The sequence below is a fragment of the Massilia sp. MP_M2 genome, from assembly GCF_039123635.1.
GTDB lineage: Bacteria > Pseudomonadota > Gammaproteobacteria > Burkholderiales > Burkholderiaceae_D > Telluria.
Map to the genome: position 1 here is coordinate 556,917 of NZ_JBCHJF010000003.1, position 15,501 is coordinate 572,417.

Annotated in this window: 17 protein-coding genes; 8 read left to right on the plus strand and 9 right to left on the minus strand. The window is 62.7% G+C overall.

What is annotated here, in order from left to right; all coding sequences use genetic code 11:
• Positions 1 to 209: 209 nt before the first annotated feature.
• From gyrB to dnaA, 3 genes are all read right to left on the minus strand, one after another.
• Entirely contained in the window at positions 210 to 2,714 is a 2,505-nt protein-coding gene (gene gyrB, locus RCH14_RS10140; protein ID WP_343025995.1) for a DNA topoisomerase (ATP-hydrolyzing) subunit B, read from the minus strand.
• Between the two features lie 92 nt (positions 2,715 to 2,806).
• Positions 2,807 to 3,913 (minus strand): DNA polymerase III subunit beta, encoded by a 1,107-nt coding sequence (dnaN, locus tag RCH14_RS10145; RefSeq protein WP_183555233.1) that lies wholly within the window; start codon positions 3,911 to 3,913, stop codon positions 2,807 to 2,809.
• A 96-nt stretch (positions 3,914 to 4,009) separates the two neighbouring features.
• On the minus strand, positions 4,010 to 5,437 hold the full coding sequence (dnaA, locus tag RCH14_RS10150; protein WP_183555234.1) for a chromosomal replication initiator protein DnaA: 1,428 nt from the start codon (positions 5,435 to 5,437) through the stop codon (positions 4,010 to 4,012).
• A 358-nt stretch (positions 5,438 to 5,795) separates the two neighbouring features.
• Here dnaA and rpmH point away from each other — a divergent pair, with 358 nt between their 5' ends.
• From rpmH to mnmE, 5 genes are all read left to right on the plus strand, one after another.
• Positions 5,796 to 5,930 (plus strand): 50S ribosomal protein L34, encoded by a 135-nt coding sequence (rpmH, locus tag RCH14_RS10155; RefSeq protein ID WP_040378179.1) that lies wholly within the window; start codon positions 5,796 to 5,798, stop codon positions 5,928 to 5,930.
• Positions 5,931 to 5,957: 27 nt separating this feature from the next.
• Complete coding sequence (gene rnpA, locus RCH14_RS10160) at positions 5,958 to 6,353, plus strand: ribonuclease P protein component (RefSeq protein ID WP_343025996.1); 396 nt, start codon at positions 5,958 to 5,960, stop codon at positions 6,351 to 6,353.
• Positions 6,350 to 6,622 carry a membrane protein insertion efficiency factor YidD gene (yidD, locus tag RCH14_RS10165; RefSeq protein ID WP_343025997.1) on the plus strand — a complete coding sequence of 91 codons (273 nt, stop codon included), beginning with the start codon at positions 6,350 to 6,352 and terminating at the stop codon, positions 6,620 to 6,622. The genes rnpA and yidD overlap by 4 nt, the downstream gene beginning before the upstream one ends.
• Positions 6,623 to 6,630: 8 nt before the next feature.
• On the plus strand, positions 6,631 to 8,313 hold the full coding sequence (yidC, locus tag RCH14_RS10170; protein ID WP_343025998.1) for a membrane protein insertase YidC: 1,683 nt from the start codon (positions 6,631 to 6,633) through the stop codon (positions 8,311 to 8,313).
• A 100-nt stretch (positions 8,314 to 8,413) separates the two neighbouring features.
• The gene (mnmE, locus tag RCH14_RS10175; RefSeq protein ID WP_343025999.1) at positions 8,414 to 9,793 is read left to right on the plus strand and encodes a tRNA uridine-5-carboxymethylaminomethyl(34) synthesis GTPase MnmE; all 1,380 of its coding nucleotides are present in this window, start codon (positions 8,414 to 8,416) and stop codon (positions 9,791 to 9,793) included.
• A 35-nt stretch (positions 9,794 to 9,828) separates the two neighbouring features.
• Here mnmE and RCH14_RS10180 read toward each other — a convergent pair whose 3' ends face one another.
• Complete coding sequence (locus tag RCH14_RS10180) at positions 9,829 to 10,053, minus strand: hypothetical protein (RefSeq protein WP_343026000.1); 225 nt, start codon at positions 10,051 to 10,053, stop codon at positions 9,829 to 9,831.
• A 1-nt stretch (position 10,054) separates the two neighbouring features.
• Positions 10,055 to 10,327, minus strand: a complete 273-nt coding sequence (locus RCH14_RS10185) for a Rap1a/Tai family immunity protein (RefSeq protein ID WP_343026001.1) — start codon at positions 10,325 to 10,327, stop codon at positions 10,055 to 10,057.
• Between the two features lie 318 nt (positions 10,328 to 10,645).
• Here RCH14_RS10185 and RCH14_RS10190 point away from each other — a divergent pair, with 318 nt between their 5' ends.
• Positions 10,646 to 11,227 (plus strand): DUF1439 domain-containing protein, encoded by a 582-nt coding sequence (locus RCH14_RS10190; RefSeq protein WP_343026002.1) that lies wholly within the window; start codon positions 10,646 to 10,648, stop codon positions 11,225 to 11,227.
• A gap of 211 nt (positions 11,228 to 11,438) precedes the next feature.
• Positions 11,439 to 11,654, plus strand: a complete 216-nt coding sequence (locus tag RCH14_RS10195) for a hypothetical protein (RefSeq protein WP_343026003.1) — start codon at positions 11,439 to 11,441, stop codon at positions 11,652 to 11,654.
• Here RCH14_RS10195 and RCH14_RS10200 read toward each other — a convergent pair.
• Both RCH14_RS10200 and RCH14_RS10205 read right to left on the minus strand, forming a co-directional pair.
• Positions 11,644 to 12,288: an Hpt domain-containing protein gene (locus RCH14_RS10200; RefSeq protein ID WP_343026004.1), complete on the minus strand. Its 645-nt coding sequence runs from the start codon at positions 12,286 to 12,288 to the stop codon at positions 11,644 to 11,646. The two genes, RCH14_RS10195 and RCH14_RS10200, sit on opposite strands and share 11 nt — an antisense overlap.
• Entirely contained in the window at positions 12,285 to 13,256 is a 972-nt protein-coding gene (locus tag RCH14_RS10205) for a CAP domain-containing protein (protein ID WP_343026005.1), read from the minus strand. Before RCH14_RS10205 ends, RCH14_RS10200 begins: the two co-directional genes overlap by 4 nt.
• Positions 13,257 to 13,396: 140 nt before the next feature.
• Between RCH14_RS10205 and pssA the strand changes: the two genes are divergently transcribed.
• Entirely contained in the window at positions 13,397 to 14,179 is a 783-nt protein-coding gene (gene pssA / locus RCH14_RS10210) for a CDP-diacylglycerol--serine O-phosphatidyltransferase (protein ID WP_343026006.1), read from the plus strand.
• A 32-nt stretch (positions 14,180 to 14,211) separates the two neighbouring features.
• Here pssA and RCH14_RS10215 read toward each other — a convergent pair whose 3' ends face one another.
• Complete coding sequence (locus RCH14_RS10215) at positions 14,212 to 14,523, minus strand: metal-sensing transcriptional repressor (RefSeq protein WP_343026007.1); 312 nt, start codon at positions 14,521 to 14,523, stop codon at positions 14,212 to 14,214.
• Positions 14,523 to 15,449, minus strand: coding sequence for an aldo/keto reductase (locus RCH14_RS10220; protein WP_343026008.1), 927 nt, complete (start codon positions 15,447 to 15,449; stop codon positions 14,523 to 14,525). The genes RCH14_RS10215 and RCH14_RS10220 overlap by 1 nt, the downstream gene beginning before the upstream one ends.
• Positions 15,450 to 15,501 lie beyond the last annotated feature (52 nt).

Sequence of the window (15,501 nt, forward strand, 5' to 3'; positions counted from 1 at the left end):
GTAAATGCCTGCAAAAAAAAAGCTAACCTAATTGGGTTAGCTTTTCATTTTTTTGCCAGTATCAACGGACAATGTAGGATTGACCCGTACAAACAATATTTTTAAATCCTTTGCCGAAGGCCGCAAATTGTTGAATTTTAGCTAACTTCGTTAGTTAACTTTTTTTGCTTACTTGACGCAGGTTTCATACATTGGGTCGTTCTGCAGCATCAAACGTCGATATTGCCTGCCCGCAGTGCATTCGCCTCAATAAAGTTCCGCCGCGGCTCCACGTCATCCCCCATCAACGTCGTAAAGATCTGATCCGCCGCGATCGCATCATCGATCTGCACCTTCAGCAGACGACGCACGGTCGGATCCATCGTGGTTTCCCACAGCTGCGACGGGTTCATCTCGCCCAGCCCTTTATAACGCTGCTTCGACACGCCGCGTTCGGCTTCTTCGCGCAGCCACAGCATCGCTGCGTGGAAGTCGCGTACGGCGAATTCCTTCATGCGCTCGCCTTCGCCGCGGCGCACGATCGCGCCTTCGCCCATCAGGCCCTGGAACGTCGCTGCCGAGTTGGCCAGCACCGCGTAATCGGCGCCCGCCACGAAGTCGGCGTCGATTGACGTCACTTGCACGTTGCCGTGGTAGATGCGTTCGATGCGCAGCGCGTGTTTCTCGGACAGGTCGTCCGAGCGCACCTTGACCTTCACGGCTGGATCGGCAATCGCGGCTTCCATCGCCTGCGCCGATGCTTCAGCGTTCTCGATCGTGGTCAGGTCCAGCGCCACGCCGCCGCTGAAGATCGCGGTCAGTGCTGCCCGGTCGATCACGCGCGTCAGGCGCATCATGATGGTGTTGGCCAGGTTGTACTGGCGCGCCAGTTCGCCCAGCGCTTCGCCTGCGATCGGCTCGGCGCCGTCGCGCGGGATGAGCGACGCGGTGTTCAGCGCGAACGTCATCATGTAGCTTGCCTCTTCGACGTCATCCTTCAGATAACGCTCGTCGCGGCCGGCCTTGACCTTGTACAGCGGCGGTTGCGCGATGTAGATGTGGCCGCGCTCGACCAGCTGCGGCATCTGGCGATAGAACAGCGTCAGCAGCAGGGTGCGGATGTGGGCGCCGTCGACGTCCGCATCGGTCATGATGATGATGCGGTGGTAGCGCAGTTTCTCGACGTTGAATTCGTCCGGGCCGATCGAGGTGCCAAGCGTGGCGATCAGGGTCGTGATCTGCTCCGACGACAGCATCTTTTCAAAGCGCGCCTTTTCCACGTTCAGCACCTTGCCGCGCAGCGGCAGGATGGCCTGAAACTTGCGGTCGCGGCCCTGCTTGGCCGAGCCGCCTGCCGAGTCACCCTCGACGATGTAGAGTTCGGCCAGCGCCGGGTCGCGTTCCTGGCAGTCGGCCAGTTTCGACGACAGGCCCAGACCGTCCATGATGCCTTTGCGGCGCGTCAGGTCGCGTGCCTTGCGCGCGGCTTCGCGGGCGCGGGCAGCTTCGACGATCTTGCCGCAGATGATCTTGGCATCGTTCGGCTTTTCGGCCAGGAAGTCGGTCAGGGTCTTGGCGACGATCTCTTCGACCGGGCCGCGCACTTCGGACGACACCAGTTTATCTTTGGTCTGCGACGAGAATTTTGGTTCCGGCACTTTCACTGACAGCACGCAGGTCAGGCCTTCGCGCATGTCGTCGCCAGAGATTTCGACCTTGGCCTTCTTGGCGAAGTCGTGCTCGTCGATGTACTTGTTGATCACGCGCGTCATGGCAGCGCGCAGGCCCGTCAGGTGGCTGCCGCCGTCGCGCTGCGGGATGTTGTTCGTAAAGCACAGCACCTGCTCGTTGAAGGCGTCGTTCCACTGCATCGACACGTCGACCGAGATGTTCGTGTTCTGGTCCGACATGCGCTCGCCGGTCGCCTGGAAGACGGTCGGGTGCAGCACGGTCTTGGTCTTGTTGATGTACTCGACAAAGCCGCGCGTGCCGCCTTCGAAGGCGTAGATTTCTTCCTTGCCGGTGCGCTGGTCGGTCAGCTTGATGCTCACGCCATTGTTCAGGAACGACAGTTCGCGGATCCGCTTGGACAGGATCTCGTAGTGGAACTCGATGTGATTGAAGATGGTCTCATCGGCCCAGAAGTGCACGTCGGTACCGCGCTTGTCGGTTTCGCCAATGACCTTGATGGGCGAGACTTCGATGCCGTTGACCATTGCCAGTTCGCGGTTTTGCGGCACGCCGCGCACGAATTCCATCTGGTGCACTTTGCCGTCGCGGCGGATCGTCACGCGCAGCAGTTTTGACAGTGCATTCACACACGAGACGCCCACACCGTGCAGGCCGCCGGAAACTTTATACGAGTTCTGGTCGAACTTGCCGCCAGCGTGCAGTTCGGTCAGGACGATTTCGGCTGCCGAGCGTTTCGGCTCGTGCTTGTCGTCCATTTTCAGGCCGACCGGGATGCCGCGGCCGTTGTCGGTGATCGAGATCGAGTTGTCCGAGTGGATCGTGACGTGGATTTCGGTGCAGTGGCCGGCCAGCGATTCGTCGATCGAGTTGTCCAGCACTTCGAACACCAGGTGGTGCAGGCCGGTGCCGTCGGACGTGTCGCCAATGTACATGCCCGGGCGCTTGCGCACCGCTTCCAGGCCTTCCAGGATCTGGATCGAGGAGGCGCCATAATCATCCACCGGGATGGCGGGGATATTTTCTGCTGGGGTATTCTCGGACATGGACTACTTTCTTTAAAACTGAGTATTTCAGACCGGCACGCGAAGCGTGCGGTACGCTGCATCCGGGCCGCCGGGGCGGCCCGTTCGAGGCATCAAATACGCATCGGCATGACGACATACTTGAAGTCGCCGACCTCGGGGATCGAGATCAGCGCCGACGAGTTCGAGTCGCCCAGGGCGATGTTGACCTGGTCGCACTTCAGGTTGTTGAGCACGTCGAGCAGATAGGTCACGTTAAAGCCGATGTCGATCGAATCGCCACCGTAGTCGATCTCAAGTTCTTCGACCGCTTCTTCCTGGTCGGCATTGGTCGAGCTGATCTTCATGACGCCCGGCTCGATGATGCAGCGCACGCCCTTGAACTTGTCGCTGGTCATGATCGCGGCGCGCTGAAGCGAGCGCAGCAGTTCATCGCGGCTGATCGTGAAGTCGTTCTTGTAGCCCTTCGGGATCACGCGCGTGTAGTCAGGGAACTTGCCCTCAACCAGTTTCGAGACCAGCTCGATGTCGGCGAAGGTCAGTTTGACTTGCGAGGCGGCGATGTCCAGGCGGACCGTTTCATCGCTTTCTTCCAGCAGGCGCTGCAGTTCGATGATGGTCTTGCGCGGGATGATCACTTCCTGGCGCTCGAACTGCTGTTCGGTTTCCACCGAGCAGAAAGCCAAGCGGTGACCGTCGGTCGCCACGGCAATGATATTGCTGCCGTCGAGCACCAGCAGCAGGCCGTTCAGGTAATAGCGGATGTCCTGCTGCGCCATCGAGAAGTACACCATGTTGAACAGGTGCTTGAGCGTCTTTTGCGGCAGCGTGACCGATGCGTTGTAGGTGTCGGCGATCGACACGGTCGGGAACTCTTCGGCCGCGAGCGTCTGCAGCGCGAAGCGCGACTTGCCGCTCTGCACAGCCAGGCGCTTGTTTTGCAGCGTCATCGTGACGTCGCCCGATTCCGGCAGCGCGCGCAGGATGTCGAGGAGTTTGCGCGCCGCGACCGTCGTGCCGGCAACTTCGTCGCCGGCGCCGATATTGGCGTGCGTGGTGATCTGTACTTCGGTGTCGGTCGACAGGAACGACACGTTTTGGCCATCTTTGCGAATGAGGATATTGGCCAGAATCGGCATAGTGTGCCGACGCTCGACAATACCACTCACGATCTGCAGTGGCCGGAGAAGCGTATCTCGGGTGGATTTGACCAGTTGCATTTTATCCTCAGTACGTTTGATTGGTTAATTATTACTAAAACGATATTGTGCCATTGCCTGCGGCAAACACAAGGCGTCTGCCCGGCTGCTGCCGGATTACCCTTTCAGGGTCTGTTCCAGCACGTGCAGCTCGTGGTTGCATTCGGGGTTTTTCTGGCGATCGCCCGCGATCTTGCGCACTGCGTGCAACACGGTCGTGTGGTCGCGGCCGCCAAACAGTTCGCCGATTTCCGGCAAGCTCTTTTGCGTGAGTTCCTTGGCCAGGTACATGGCGATCTGGCGCGGGCGGGCGATGTTGGCCGGCCGGCGCTTTGAATACATGTCCGCGACCTTGATGTTGAAGAAGTCGGCCACCGTCTTCTGGATGTTTTCCACCGAGATCTGGCGGTTCTGCACCGACAGCAGATCCTTCAGCGCTTCTTTCACGACGTCGATCGTGATGTCCTTGCCGTGGAAGCGCGAGTAGGCCAGGATCTTGCGCAGCGCGCCTTCGAGCTCGCGCACGTTCGAGCGCAGGTGCTTGGCCACGAAGAAGGCGACGTCGTCCGACAGCGTCACGTCTTCGGATTGCGCTTTCTTGAGCAGGATCGCGACGCGCATTTCGAGTTCGGGCGGTTCGATTGCCACCGTCAGGCCGGAATCGAAACGCGAGATCAGGCGGTCGTCCATGCCCGTGATCTCTTTCGGATAGGTATCCGACGTGATGATGATCTGTTTCTTCGCGGCGATCAGCGCCTCGAACGCATAGAAGAATTCTTCCTGCGTGCGGCTTTTGCCGCCGAAGAATTGAATATCATCGATCAAGAGCATGTCGAGCGAGTGATAGTAGTGCTTGAAATCGTCGAAGCCCTTGCGCTGATAGGCGGTGACGACGTCGCGCACGTACTGCTCGGCGTGGATGTAGCGGATGCGCGCGTTCGGCTGGTCGGCCATCACCTGGTTGCCGATCGCATGGATCAGGTGGGTCTTACCCAGGCCGACGCCGCCGTAGAAGAACAGCGGGTTGTACGACACGCCCGGGTTGTTCGCCACCTGGATTGCAGCGGCGCGCGCCAGCTGGTTGGCCTTACCGGTCACGAAGCTGTCGAACGTCAGCTCGGTGTTGATGCGGCTTTGCTCGCGTTTGGGCGAGTTGGCGATGTTCAGGTTCTGGTTGTGGCTCGGGCCGTTGCCACTGTTCGGGCTCGGGTGCTCAGCGCCGGGCGCCGGGCGCGGGGCGTTGAAGTCGACGGTTGCGGTCGAACCGGACGCACCGGCGCTGACCGTGTTGCGCGACGGGTGCGTTTTGGGGTCGAGCACAAACTGCACCTCGACCGGCGCTTCCCAGTACTGGGCCGCCAACTCCGTGATGCGGGTGGCAAACTGTGTCTTGACCCAGTCGAGCTTGAAGCGATTCGGTGCGGCCACGCGCAGCTTGCCGTCTTCGTAGTCGAGGGCGACCAGCGGTTTGATCCACGCGCTATATTGCTGGGGCGTGAGCTCGAGCTCTAGCTGCGCGGAACAGGTCTGCCAAAAATTTTCCATTACTTCGCTTGTTGATACGTAACACGCTATTTTACCCGCACCGGACAAAGTTATCCACAGGCGACACACATATTTTCCACCGAAACGGCCTGTCGGGGCAGCCGGTAGCCGGGCCGGGAAGGGCGATAAAGGCCGCGTGCGAAACAACATCAACCTTGACACTGAGGCGCGAATTAGAGTCTAATTCAGGGTTCCCCGTCCGTGCACCGTGTCAGGCTGATAATTTCAGCGGCTGGTAGTCGGGCGAAGAGAGACCTGTGGCATGACGCGAGCTTAATCTGCGAAATTGTCATCGGCGCCGAATCTGACTCAAGTCAGACCCGATTTTGCATCTTATTTTGCTTTAAGCGAGACCACCATGAAACGTACTTACCAACCTTCCGTCGTCCGTCGCAAGCGCACGCACGGCTTCCGCGCACGTATGGCTACCCGTGGTGGCCGTCAAGTCCTGAACGCTCGCCGCGCCAAAGGCCGCAAGCGTCTGGCTGTCTAAGTCACACACCGCACGTTGCGGTCAGTGATGACAGGCGAAGGTTCGCACGACTTCGCGCGCGTTCGGCGCATCGTTAAAACGGATGAATTTTCATCCGTTTTTCGTTTGCGGCCAGCGCAAAAAACGGCGCATTTCGTGCTCTATACGCGACCGAACGCACTGCCGCATGCGCGGCTGGGCGTCGTTGCGGCCAAGCGCTTTGCGCCGCGCGCGGTCACGCGCAACACGATCAAGCGCATCACGCGCGAACTGTTCCGCACCACCGGCCTGCCGCCTGTCGATTGCATCGTCCGCTTGTCGCGGCCGGTTAACGGCAAGGATGGCCCGGCCACGAACCGGGCCCTGAAGGCCGCGTTGAAGGTGGAACTGACGCGCTTGTTCGCGTCGCAGCAGCGGCGCCCGGCGCCGGTGGATGCGCCATGAAAAGGCTGCTCGTCTCGGTGTTTGTCGGCATTTTGCGCGGTTATCAACTGCTGATCTCGCCGATGCTCGGGCCGCGCTGCCGTTTCTATCCCAGTTGTTCCAATTATGCGATCGAAGCGTTGCGCGTCCACGGCGCCGCACGCGGCTCATGGCTGGCCGCGCGCCGCGTGGGCCGCTGCCATCCGTGGCATGCCGGCGGCCTCGACCCGGTGCCCCCTAAAGGCGCCAAGGAATCCCATTCAGCCGCTTGCGGTTGCCACCACTCCTGAAGACTCCAATGGAATTCAATAAACGTACTGTCCTGTGGATCGTGTTCGCCATTTCCCTGATTGTTCTCTGGAACAATTGGATGGTGGCTAACGGCAAACAGTCGATGTTCTCGCCGGCGCGTCCGGCGCAGGTTGCCCAGCAAAAGCCATCCGATGTGCCGGCTGCACCGCAAGCGGGCAGCAATGCCGTGCCCGGTGTGCCGGCCACGCCAGGTACGCCTGCGGTTCCTGGCGGCGCGCCAGTGGCGGCCGTGGCGAGCCCGGTCGTTACCGTGATCACCGACGTCGTCAAGGTCGACATCGACCCGGTCGGCGGCGTGATCAAGCGCCTCGAGATGCTCAAGTACCGCGATCACTTCGACAAGACCAAGAACCAGGTCCTGTTCAGCGTGAACGGTCCGAACGTGTATCTGGGCCAGACTGGCCTGATCGGCACCACCGCCACCGGCGTGCTGCCGAACCACACCACGGCGTTCACCGTGCGTCCTAACCAGCAGCTTACCCTGGGGTCCAATAACCAGGTCCAGGTCGTGATGGATGCGGAGCAGGGCGGCGTGCGCCTGACCAAGACGCTGACGTTCCGCAAGGGCGACTACCTGATCGGCGTGCGTCACGACGTGACCAATATCGGCACCGCGCCGGTCCAGCCTTCGCTGTACCTGCAGCTGCAGCATGACGGCACCAAGCCTGCCACCGATTCGTGGTTCATGCCAAGCTACACCGGTCCGACGCTGTACACGAGCACCGACAAGTACCAGAAGCTGACCTTCGAGCAGATCGAAAAGGGCAGTGCGGATCACTCGCTGAAGGCCGATAACGGCTGGGTCGCGATTTCGCAGCACTTCTTTGTCTCGGCCTTCATCCCGGCCGATCGCGCGCCGCGCGACATCTTCACCAAGAAGATCGCCACGAACCTGTATGCGATCGGCACCGTGCAGTCGATGGGTACCGTGGCGCCGGGCGCCACCGTGTCGGTCGACTCGCGCCTGTATTCGGGGCCGCAGGACGAGCAGACCCTGGAAACCATCACCCCGGGCCTGGAGCTGGTGAAGGACTACGGCATGCTGACCGTGATCGCCAAGCCGATCTTCTGGGTCATGACGCAGCTGTACACAATGCTGGGCAACTGGGGCTGGACCATCGTCGCCCTGACCATCCTGATCAAGCTGGCGTTCTTCCCGCTGTCGGCGGCAGGTTATCGCAGCATGGCCAAGATGCGTGTGGTCACGCCAAAAATGCAGGCAATCCGCGAACGCTTCAAGAGCGATCCGGTCAAGATGCAGCAAGCCACGATGGAGCTGTACAAGACCGAGAAGATCAATCCGCTGGGCGGCTGCCTGCCGATCCTGGTGCAGATGCCGGTGTTCTTCGCCCTGTACTGGGTGCTGCAGGCGTCGGTCGAAATGCGCGGCGCGCCGTGGATTGGCTGGATCCAGGATCTGACGCAGCCTGACCCGTTCTACATCCTGCCGGTCATCTACGCGGTGTCGATGTTCATCACGACCAAGCTCAATCCGCAGCCGACCGATCCGGTGCAGGCCAAGATGATGCTGTTCATGCCGATCGCGTTCTCGGTGGTGTTCTTCTTCTTCCCGTCCGGCCTCGTGCTGTACTGGGTGGTCAACAACATCCTGTCGATCGCGCAGCAGTGGGTCATCACGCGCAAGTTCGAGACGGCCGCCGCGAAGTAAGCTGCCAACGTCGTCGAGAAAAGCCCGCGCCTTGTGCGCGGGCTTTTTTTTTCGCGGCCCGCCGATAGGCCCAGCCGCGCGCATCCCTTACAATCGCCCCATGAAACTCGATACCTCACCCATCGCCGCCATTGCCACCGCCCCGGGCCGCGGCGGCATCGGCGTCGTGCGCGCCTCCGGCAAGGCACTCGGCACCCTGATCGCCGCGCTGTTCCCTGGCGTGACGCTCGCGCCGCGCCATGCAACCTACATCCCGTTCAAGGCCGCCAACGGCGACATCATCGACGAAGGCCTGGCCCTGTACTTCCCCGGGCCGCATTCGTACACCGGCGAAGACGTGCTGGAACTGCAGGGCCACGGCGGCCCGATCGTGCTGCAAATGCTGCTGGGGCGCGTGCTCGAAGCAGGCAGCAGCATGGACCTGCGCCTGGCCGAACCGGGCGAATTCACGCGCCGCGCGTTTTTGAACGATAAGCTCGACCTGGCCCAGGCCGAGGCGGTGGCCGACCTGATCGACGCATCGACCGAAGCGGCCGCCAAGTCGGCGTCGCAATCGCTGTCCGGTGCGTTTTCGCAAGTGGTGCACACGCTGGTGGACCAGACGACCAATCTGCGCATGCTGGTCGAAGCCACGCTCGACTTCCCGGAAGAAGAAATCGACTTCCTCGAAAAATCGAACGCGCGCGGCCAGCTCGCCGGCATCATCACGGCGCTGGAGCACGTGTTCCGCCAGGCGGCGCAAGGCGCGCTGTTGCGCGAAGGGTTGAATGTGGTGCTGGTCGGGCAGCCGAACGTGGGCAAGTCGTCGCTCCTGAACGCACTGGCCGGGGCCGATGTCGCGATTGTCACGCCGATTGCCGGCACCACGCGCGACAAGGTCAGCGAGACGATCCAGATCGAGGGCATCCCGCTGAACATCATCGACACAGCCGGCATCCGCGCGATCAGCGACGAGATCGACGTGGTCGAGCGCATCGGCATCGAGCGCACCTGGGGCGAAGTGGGCAAGGCCGACGTGATCCTGCACCTGCTGGACGCAAACCTGGGCCCGAGCGCGGCCGACGAAGCCATCGTCGCCGCCTTCCCTGCCAACGTGCCGGTGGTGCGCATCTGGAACAAGATCGACCTGTCGGGCCACGCGCCATCAAAGGACGAAAGCGCAGACGCGGTGCACCTGTATCTGTCGGCGCACGAAAAGCTCGGCATCGACCTGCTGCGCGCCGAACTGCTGCGCGTCGCCGGCTGGCAGCAGACGGGCGAGTCGCTGTTTCTGGCGCGCGAGCGGCACCTGATCGCGCTGCGCGCGGCCAGCGACCATCTGGAACTGGCGCGCCAGCATGCGATGCAGGATGACCAGTCGCTGGACCTGTTTGCCGAAGAACTTCGGCTGGCGCAGGATCAGCTCTCCAGCATTACCGGGCAGTTCACGCCGGATGATTTGCTGGGGGTGATTTTCGGGCGATTCTGTATCGGAAAATAGGCAGTTGCCAATAGGTGATTCGATGCCTGTCCCGGCTAGATCATCTTGCCCTTGAGTGCCCCAGTCCTGATGGGAATGCGACCACCGGGGATTGTAATGCCCGACCGGATCAGCGCCAAACTGACGCGGATCGCGCAGGTATTGCCGTAGTCGGAATTTTTTATCAGGTCATCCCACCCGATCTGCTGGAACAACGTGTCGCGGCTGACGACGCGGTTACTCGGGTAGTTTTTCATCAGTACGCCAAATGGGACTCGCATGTCATCTCCCGTCGGCGCAAGGGAAGCGAGCCACATACAGCGCTATCAGCTCGGCGGCTGCGTTTCCCGGCATCGAGCCAGCGCGCCCGCGCAGCTCGTCCCAAATACGGTCATCGATTTCCAGCGGCTTCATGCCGGGTGGAGCGCACCACAGCCGCCCCTGCGTTGCATCGACAACCCCTGCCTGATAGCCCTCTGCATAACGCTGCTGGAACGCGGCATCGGGCTGCTGGCGCCATTTATCCACGCCTGGCTGCCCGATCACTTTTGCCACGAACCGATCGCCCGACAGGCGCCATGTGAATGTGCCAAGCGGCTGCGCCGCCGCGCTGCATATCACTGTCAGGACAGCGCACAGCGCTGCGCATCTCATACGATTCGCCATATCCACCTCCGATGAATTGTGAGTGGGTATTGTGTCGTCGAAAACTTGGGGAGGTCTTGCGCGTCGCCAGCGCATCAACTTGTATGAAATGCCTGTGCGAATAGCGGTAGCTGTCCAAAGCGCAACGGCTCGCATTTGCGCATCGCCCACCGCTGTTGTCGCGACGCGTCGCGCGCCAATACCGCCGGGCATGCTAGGCTTGGGCGTATGAACACGCGAATAACGCTCATCGTCTCCCATCCGGCGCGCCGCACGGCGCTGCGCCTGACCGCCGCAGTTGTCGGCGCCTGCCTGCTCTCATCCTGCGCCAGCGTCCTCGGTCCGCGCCAGGTCGAGCTGCCGCTGCACAAGCTGCAAATCAGCCTCGACAAGCGCTTCCCGATCAACGAGCGCCTGCTCGACATTTTTGACGTCCAGCTCACCCGCCCGCAACTGTCGCTGGTGCCGGATCAGGACCGGGTTGCGCTCGCCGTGGATGCGTCGGTCGCGCCCCCGTTTGCACGCGCCTGGGCCGGCAACGTCGCGTTTTCGGGCCGCTTGTATATCGATCCGGGCCGTGCCGCCGTCATGATGGCCGAGCCGCGCGTCGATCGCCTGCAGCTTGGCAATCCGGAGGCCGAACGCCGGCTGGCGCGCGTGGCCAACACGCTGATCGACACCGTCGCGCGCGACCTGCCGGTGTATGCGTTCGACCAGAGCGACTTGCGCTATGCCGGCGTGCAGTTCGTCCCGACGCGCATCCAGACCACCCGCACGGGCCTCCTGGTCACGCTCGAACCGGCGAAGTAACGCAACCCGATCCGCATGTTGCAGTTGCGTCAAACTGCATCAGCACGGCAGTTCAGGGATTGCACCCGCATTGCATTCGGAGCACACTGATATGCAACGAACTGCAGTGATGGTTCGCCAGTCGGGCTCCCTCTTGCGCTTTCTCATGGGCATGGAGTTCCACTGAAGTAATCTTTCTCTGACTTCAGGTTGCCGTATCAGGGGGTGGATCTTGGAAACGACTTATGAGAGTTTTCCGGACGGTGGGCGGCCGCTGCAGGCGCCACCCGTCTCGGTTACCGCCGCCGTGAGCGCCATGCCCACCCGTGCCAACCTGCCCGCCAAGGGCTCATGCTGGTATTGCGAAAAGCCGCTCGACAGCGTGCGGCGGTTCTGCGGCAAGCCCTGCGCCGACGCCTTCGACGAAGAGGCCGAGTTCACGCGTTGAAATCGGGCGCCGCTGCGGCGCCTGCATGCACCAGCACCAGCAACGCATGCTCGAAATCGAAGCGCCTGACTGCCGTCTCAAGCACCGCCATGCGTTCGGTGCCCAGCGTGACCAGCAGGCGTGGCCGCAGCAGCGCCACCAGCTCGGGCGCGCGGCCATCGCCGATGTCGAGCATCGCCCGCAGTTGCTCCAGGTCGCGCGCATCGACCGGCAGCGCTGGCGAGGCCAGCGACGCCGCCGTTGACGACACCGCCGATAAAGCCGGTGCATCCTGCGCCACCAGCAGCGCATCCACTTCCACCAGCACCCGTGCCAGCGCACAATCCAGCGCATCGATCAGCGCGATTGGTGCGACGCCGTCAGTCTTGAGCGCCAGTTCGGTCTCGAGCGCCAGGCGGCGTAGCGGGAGTGCCTCGATCATGCCGGCCGCACCCTTGAGCGTGTGGGCGATGCGCTGTGCGAGCACGGCGTCGTCGGCATCGATGGCGGTTTGCAGGCGCGCGATCAGGTCGCGGTAGTCGCCGGCAAAGCGCGCCAGCAGGCGCAGGAACATCGCACGGTCACCCATGACCCGGTCCAGGGCTGCCGCCAGGTCAATGACGGCGGCGGTGTCGCCGCTCGGGGCGCCCGTCACCGGGTGGTAAACGACCAGGTGCGCGTGACGGCCGCGCCGTTGACCGTGCCGGCGAAGCTGACATCGTAGGCGGTGGCCGCGCGCAGTGGCTGGAGCGGGATGATGGCCGCAGCAGGCTTGTTGTCGGACAGCGGCGCGATGCGCAGCACGGTCAGGTCGCTGCCGCCGCGCGGGCGCACGGTGAAGCTGGTGACCGTGATGTTGGCGTCGAGGTTGGTGTGCACGCTGATCGGATAACCCACTTCGTTGGCGTTGGGGACCGGATCGGGCTGCTCGGTGTTGCTGAAGAAGTTTGGCACGACCTGGGTCTGGCCATTGAACGGCCAGGTGACGAGCGTGCCGCGCGCGATGCCGGGGCCGTAGCCATCGCGACTGGCGAAATCGGCAGTGAAGTAACGGTAGCCGCTGCTGGCCGTGGCCGCGCCGGTGCCGATCTCGCGGAACATCGGCTCGAAGATCACGAAGCGGTGGTAGATCGCCGTGATCAGTTCTTCGGCCATGTAGAAGCCGGAACCGTTGCTGCTGCCCGAGATGACTTCGCCATAGGCGTAGCCGCGCTCGGGATTCAGGGTATAGCCGGCCGCGCTCAGGCGCGCGCCCAGGTCGGCGCCGGTAAAGCCCTGGCGCCCGGCGACCTGGTCGTGGCTCATGATGTTATTGACGCGCAGGTACTCGGAGTGTCCGAGTGCGGCGTTGTTGATCTGGAGGTTCTGGGGCACCTGCGGGACACCGATCTGGCCGCGCCGGTAGTTGATCCAGTTGCGCCCGTCGACGGCGATATTGCCGGTCTGCGCTGGCGCCGCGACGCCGGTGGGGTCCGGTGCCACGGACGAATCCGGATTGACGGCGGTGCCGCCGGTAACCTGGCCGGACGTGCTGCTGTCGCTATCGCTGCTGCCGCAGGCAGCCAGGCCCAGCACGGCAGCCAGGGCTGGGATCATTAACTGCCAACGGAGCGTATAGCTCATTTTACAACTCCTGTCAATACGGGCTTAATTCGATATTCTAGGGCAAATCTGGACGTCATGGCGGATGGTGACGTCAACGCGCAACCACCTTGTTTTGCAGCCTGTAGAATAAGCCATCATTTATCTTGTCGAGTCGTCCATTGAAGCCTATTAACCAACAACGCCTCGCACGCGCCAAGTTCGCCCTGCCGAGTTCCGTCACGTTGCTGTCGATTGCCTGCGGCTTCGCCAGTATCGTGATCTCGGTCGACAATGCGCGCGTGGGCGACCCGGCGGACTTCCGCCTGGCCGCGATCCTGCTGGTGCTGGCCGGCGTGTTCGATGCGCTCGACGGCTTCGTGGCGCGCGCCACCAACACCCAGTCCAGCTTCGGCATGCAGCTCGACTCGATCGCCGACGTGATGAACTTCGGCTGCGCCCCGGGCCTGCTGCTGTACTGCTACGGCTTTACGCAACTGACCGACGTGCATCCGACGCTGGTGCGCATGGGCGGCCTGGCCTGCTTCGTGTTCGTCACCTGCGGCGCGCTGCGCCTGGCGCGCTTCAATATCAGCCAGGGTCGCACCGACCCGCGCTACTTCGTCGGCATGCCGATCACCGCCGGCGCGGCCTGCGTGTCGGCCGTGGTCGTGGCCTGGCCCGATCCGGTCACCCAGATGGCACAGGCGTTCATGGTGGCAGCCCTGATGGTGGTGGTCGGTGGGCTGATGGTCTCGACCATCCGCTTCCCCAGCTCCAAACACCCGAGCGGCAAGCTGATGATCGTGATCGTCGCCGTCTGCGCAGCCTTGCTGGCCGTACTGCAGACGCGCTTCTTCGTGCTGTTCTTCCTGGTGTACATCAGCCTGACGCTGCTGCTCAATATCGGCTGGAAGATGGGCTGGCGCGGCGTGGCGCAGCCAAAAGTCTACGACGAAGAGTGAACCGGCGGCCCTGACAAGGGCCGCTTTTTCGTTCAGGCGAACTTGTCGAGCATCGCCGCCAGGTGCGCGGCCCGTTCGCGCGCTTCGGGCAGGTCGGCCGCGCCGCTTGTCTGGGTCACGATCGACGCGGTCAGCAACTGCACGAACGAGCGGTCGAGCGCCTTGCGCGCTGCGGCCATCTGCTGCGCCACCGCGTCGCAGTCCGATGGTGTATCGGCCAGCGCGATCAGTTTTTGCACGCCGCGCAGCTGGCCCTCGATCCGCGCCAGCCGGTTCAGCAGATCCTTCTTTTGCGGTGCGGTCAGCGCCTTGCCTTCGACGATCTTGACGTGAGCCTCGAGCATCAGGCGACCTCGTGGCCGCGCGCGGCGCGCAGGATCTGGAACCAGTCCGCGCGCGTCAGTTCAAAGGTCGTGCCAGCCACCGCGTCGGCAATCGCCGCGATGCGACCGGTGCCGGTCAGCGCAATCGGCCGGCTTGGCAGGCGCATGATCCACGCGAACACCACGCTGGCAAACGGCTGGTTCAAACGCTCGGCGATGCCCTGGATCGTCTGGCGCAGCAGGGCCGCGCGTTCGTTGGCCGGATCGAACAGGCGCCCGCCACCCAGGGGCGACCAGACCATCGGCGCGATGCCCAGGTCTTGCAGGCCATCGAAGGTTTCGTCGAACAGTGGCGCGGTCACCAGCGGCGAGAACTCGACCTGGTTGGTGCTCAGGGCCACGCGGCGGTTGAGCGACTCGAACTGGTGGCGCGTGAAATTCGACACACCCACGTGGCGCACCTTGCCGGCCACCTGCAGCCGTGTAAACGCTTCGGCAATCTCGTCGAAGTTCATCAACGGGTCGGGACGATGGATCAGCAGCAGGTCGAGGTGATCGGTATGCAGGCGGCGCAGCGATTCTTCGGCCGACGCGATGATGTGCGCCGCATCGGTGTCGTAGTGCTGGATCGTGTGGCCGGGATGTTTCGCCGACATGAGCCGGATGCCGCACTTGCTCACCAGTTCGATGCGGGCGCGCAGCGAAGGCTGGGCGCGTAGCGCCTCGCCGAACAGCGTCTCGACGCCATAGTCGCCATAGATGTCGGCATGGTCGAACGAGGTCACGCCCAGCGCGATGCATTGCTCGATGAACGCCACGCGCGCCGCGACCGGCATCGCCCATTCGGTCATGCGCCACATGCCGGCGACGATGCGCGAGAGCGCCGGGCCGCCTTCGCGCGTGAGGATGCGGGGGCAGCGCAGATCGGCAGGCAGGGTGGGCGACATCGTGTTTCTTTCGTCATGACAGGGTTGCACGATTATAGCGGTAGCCGATGCG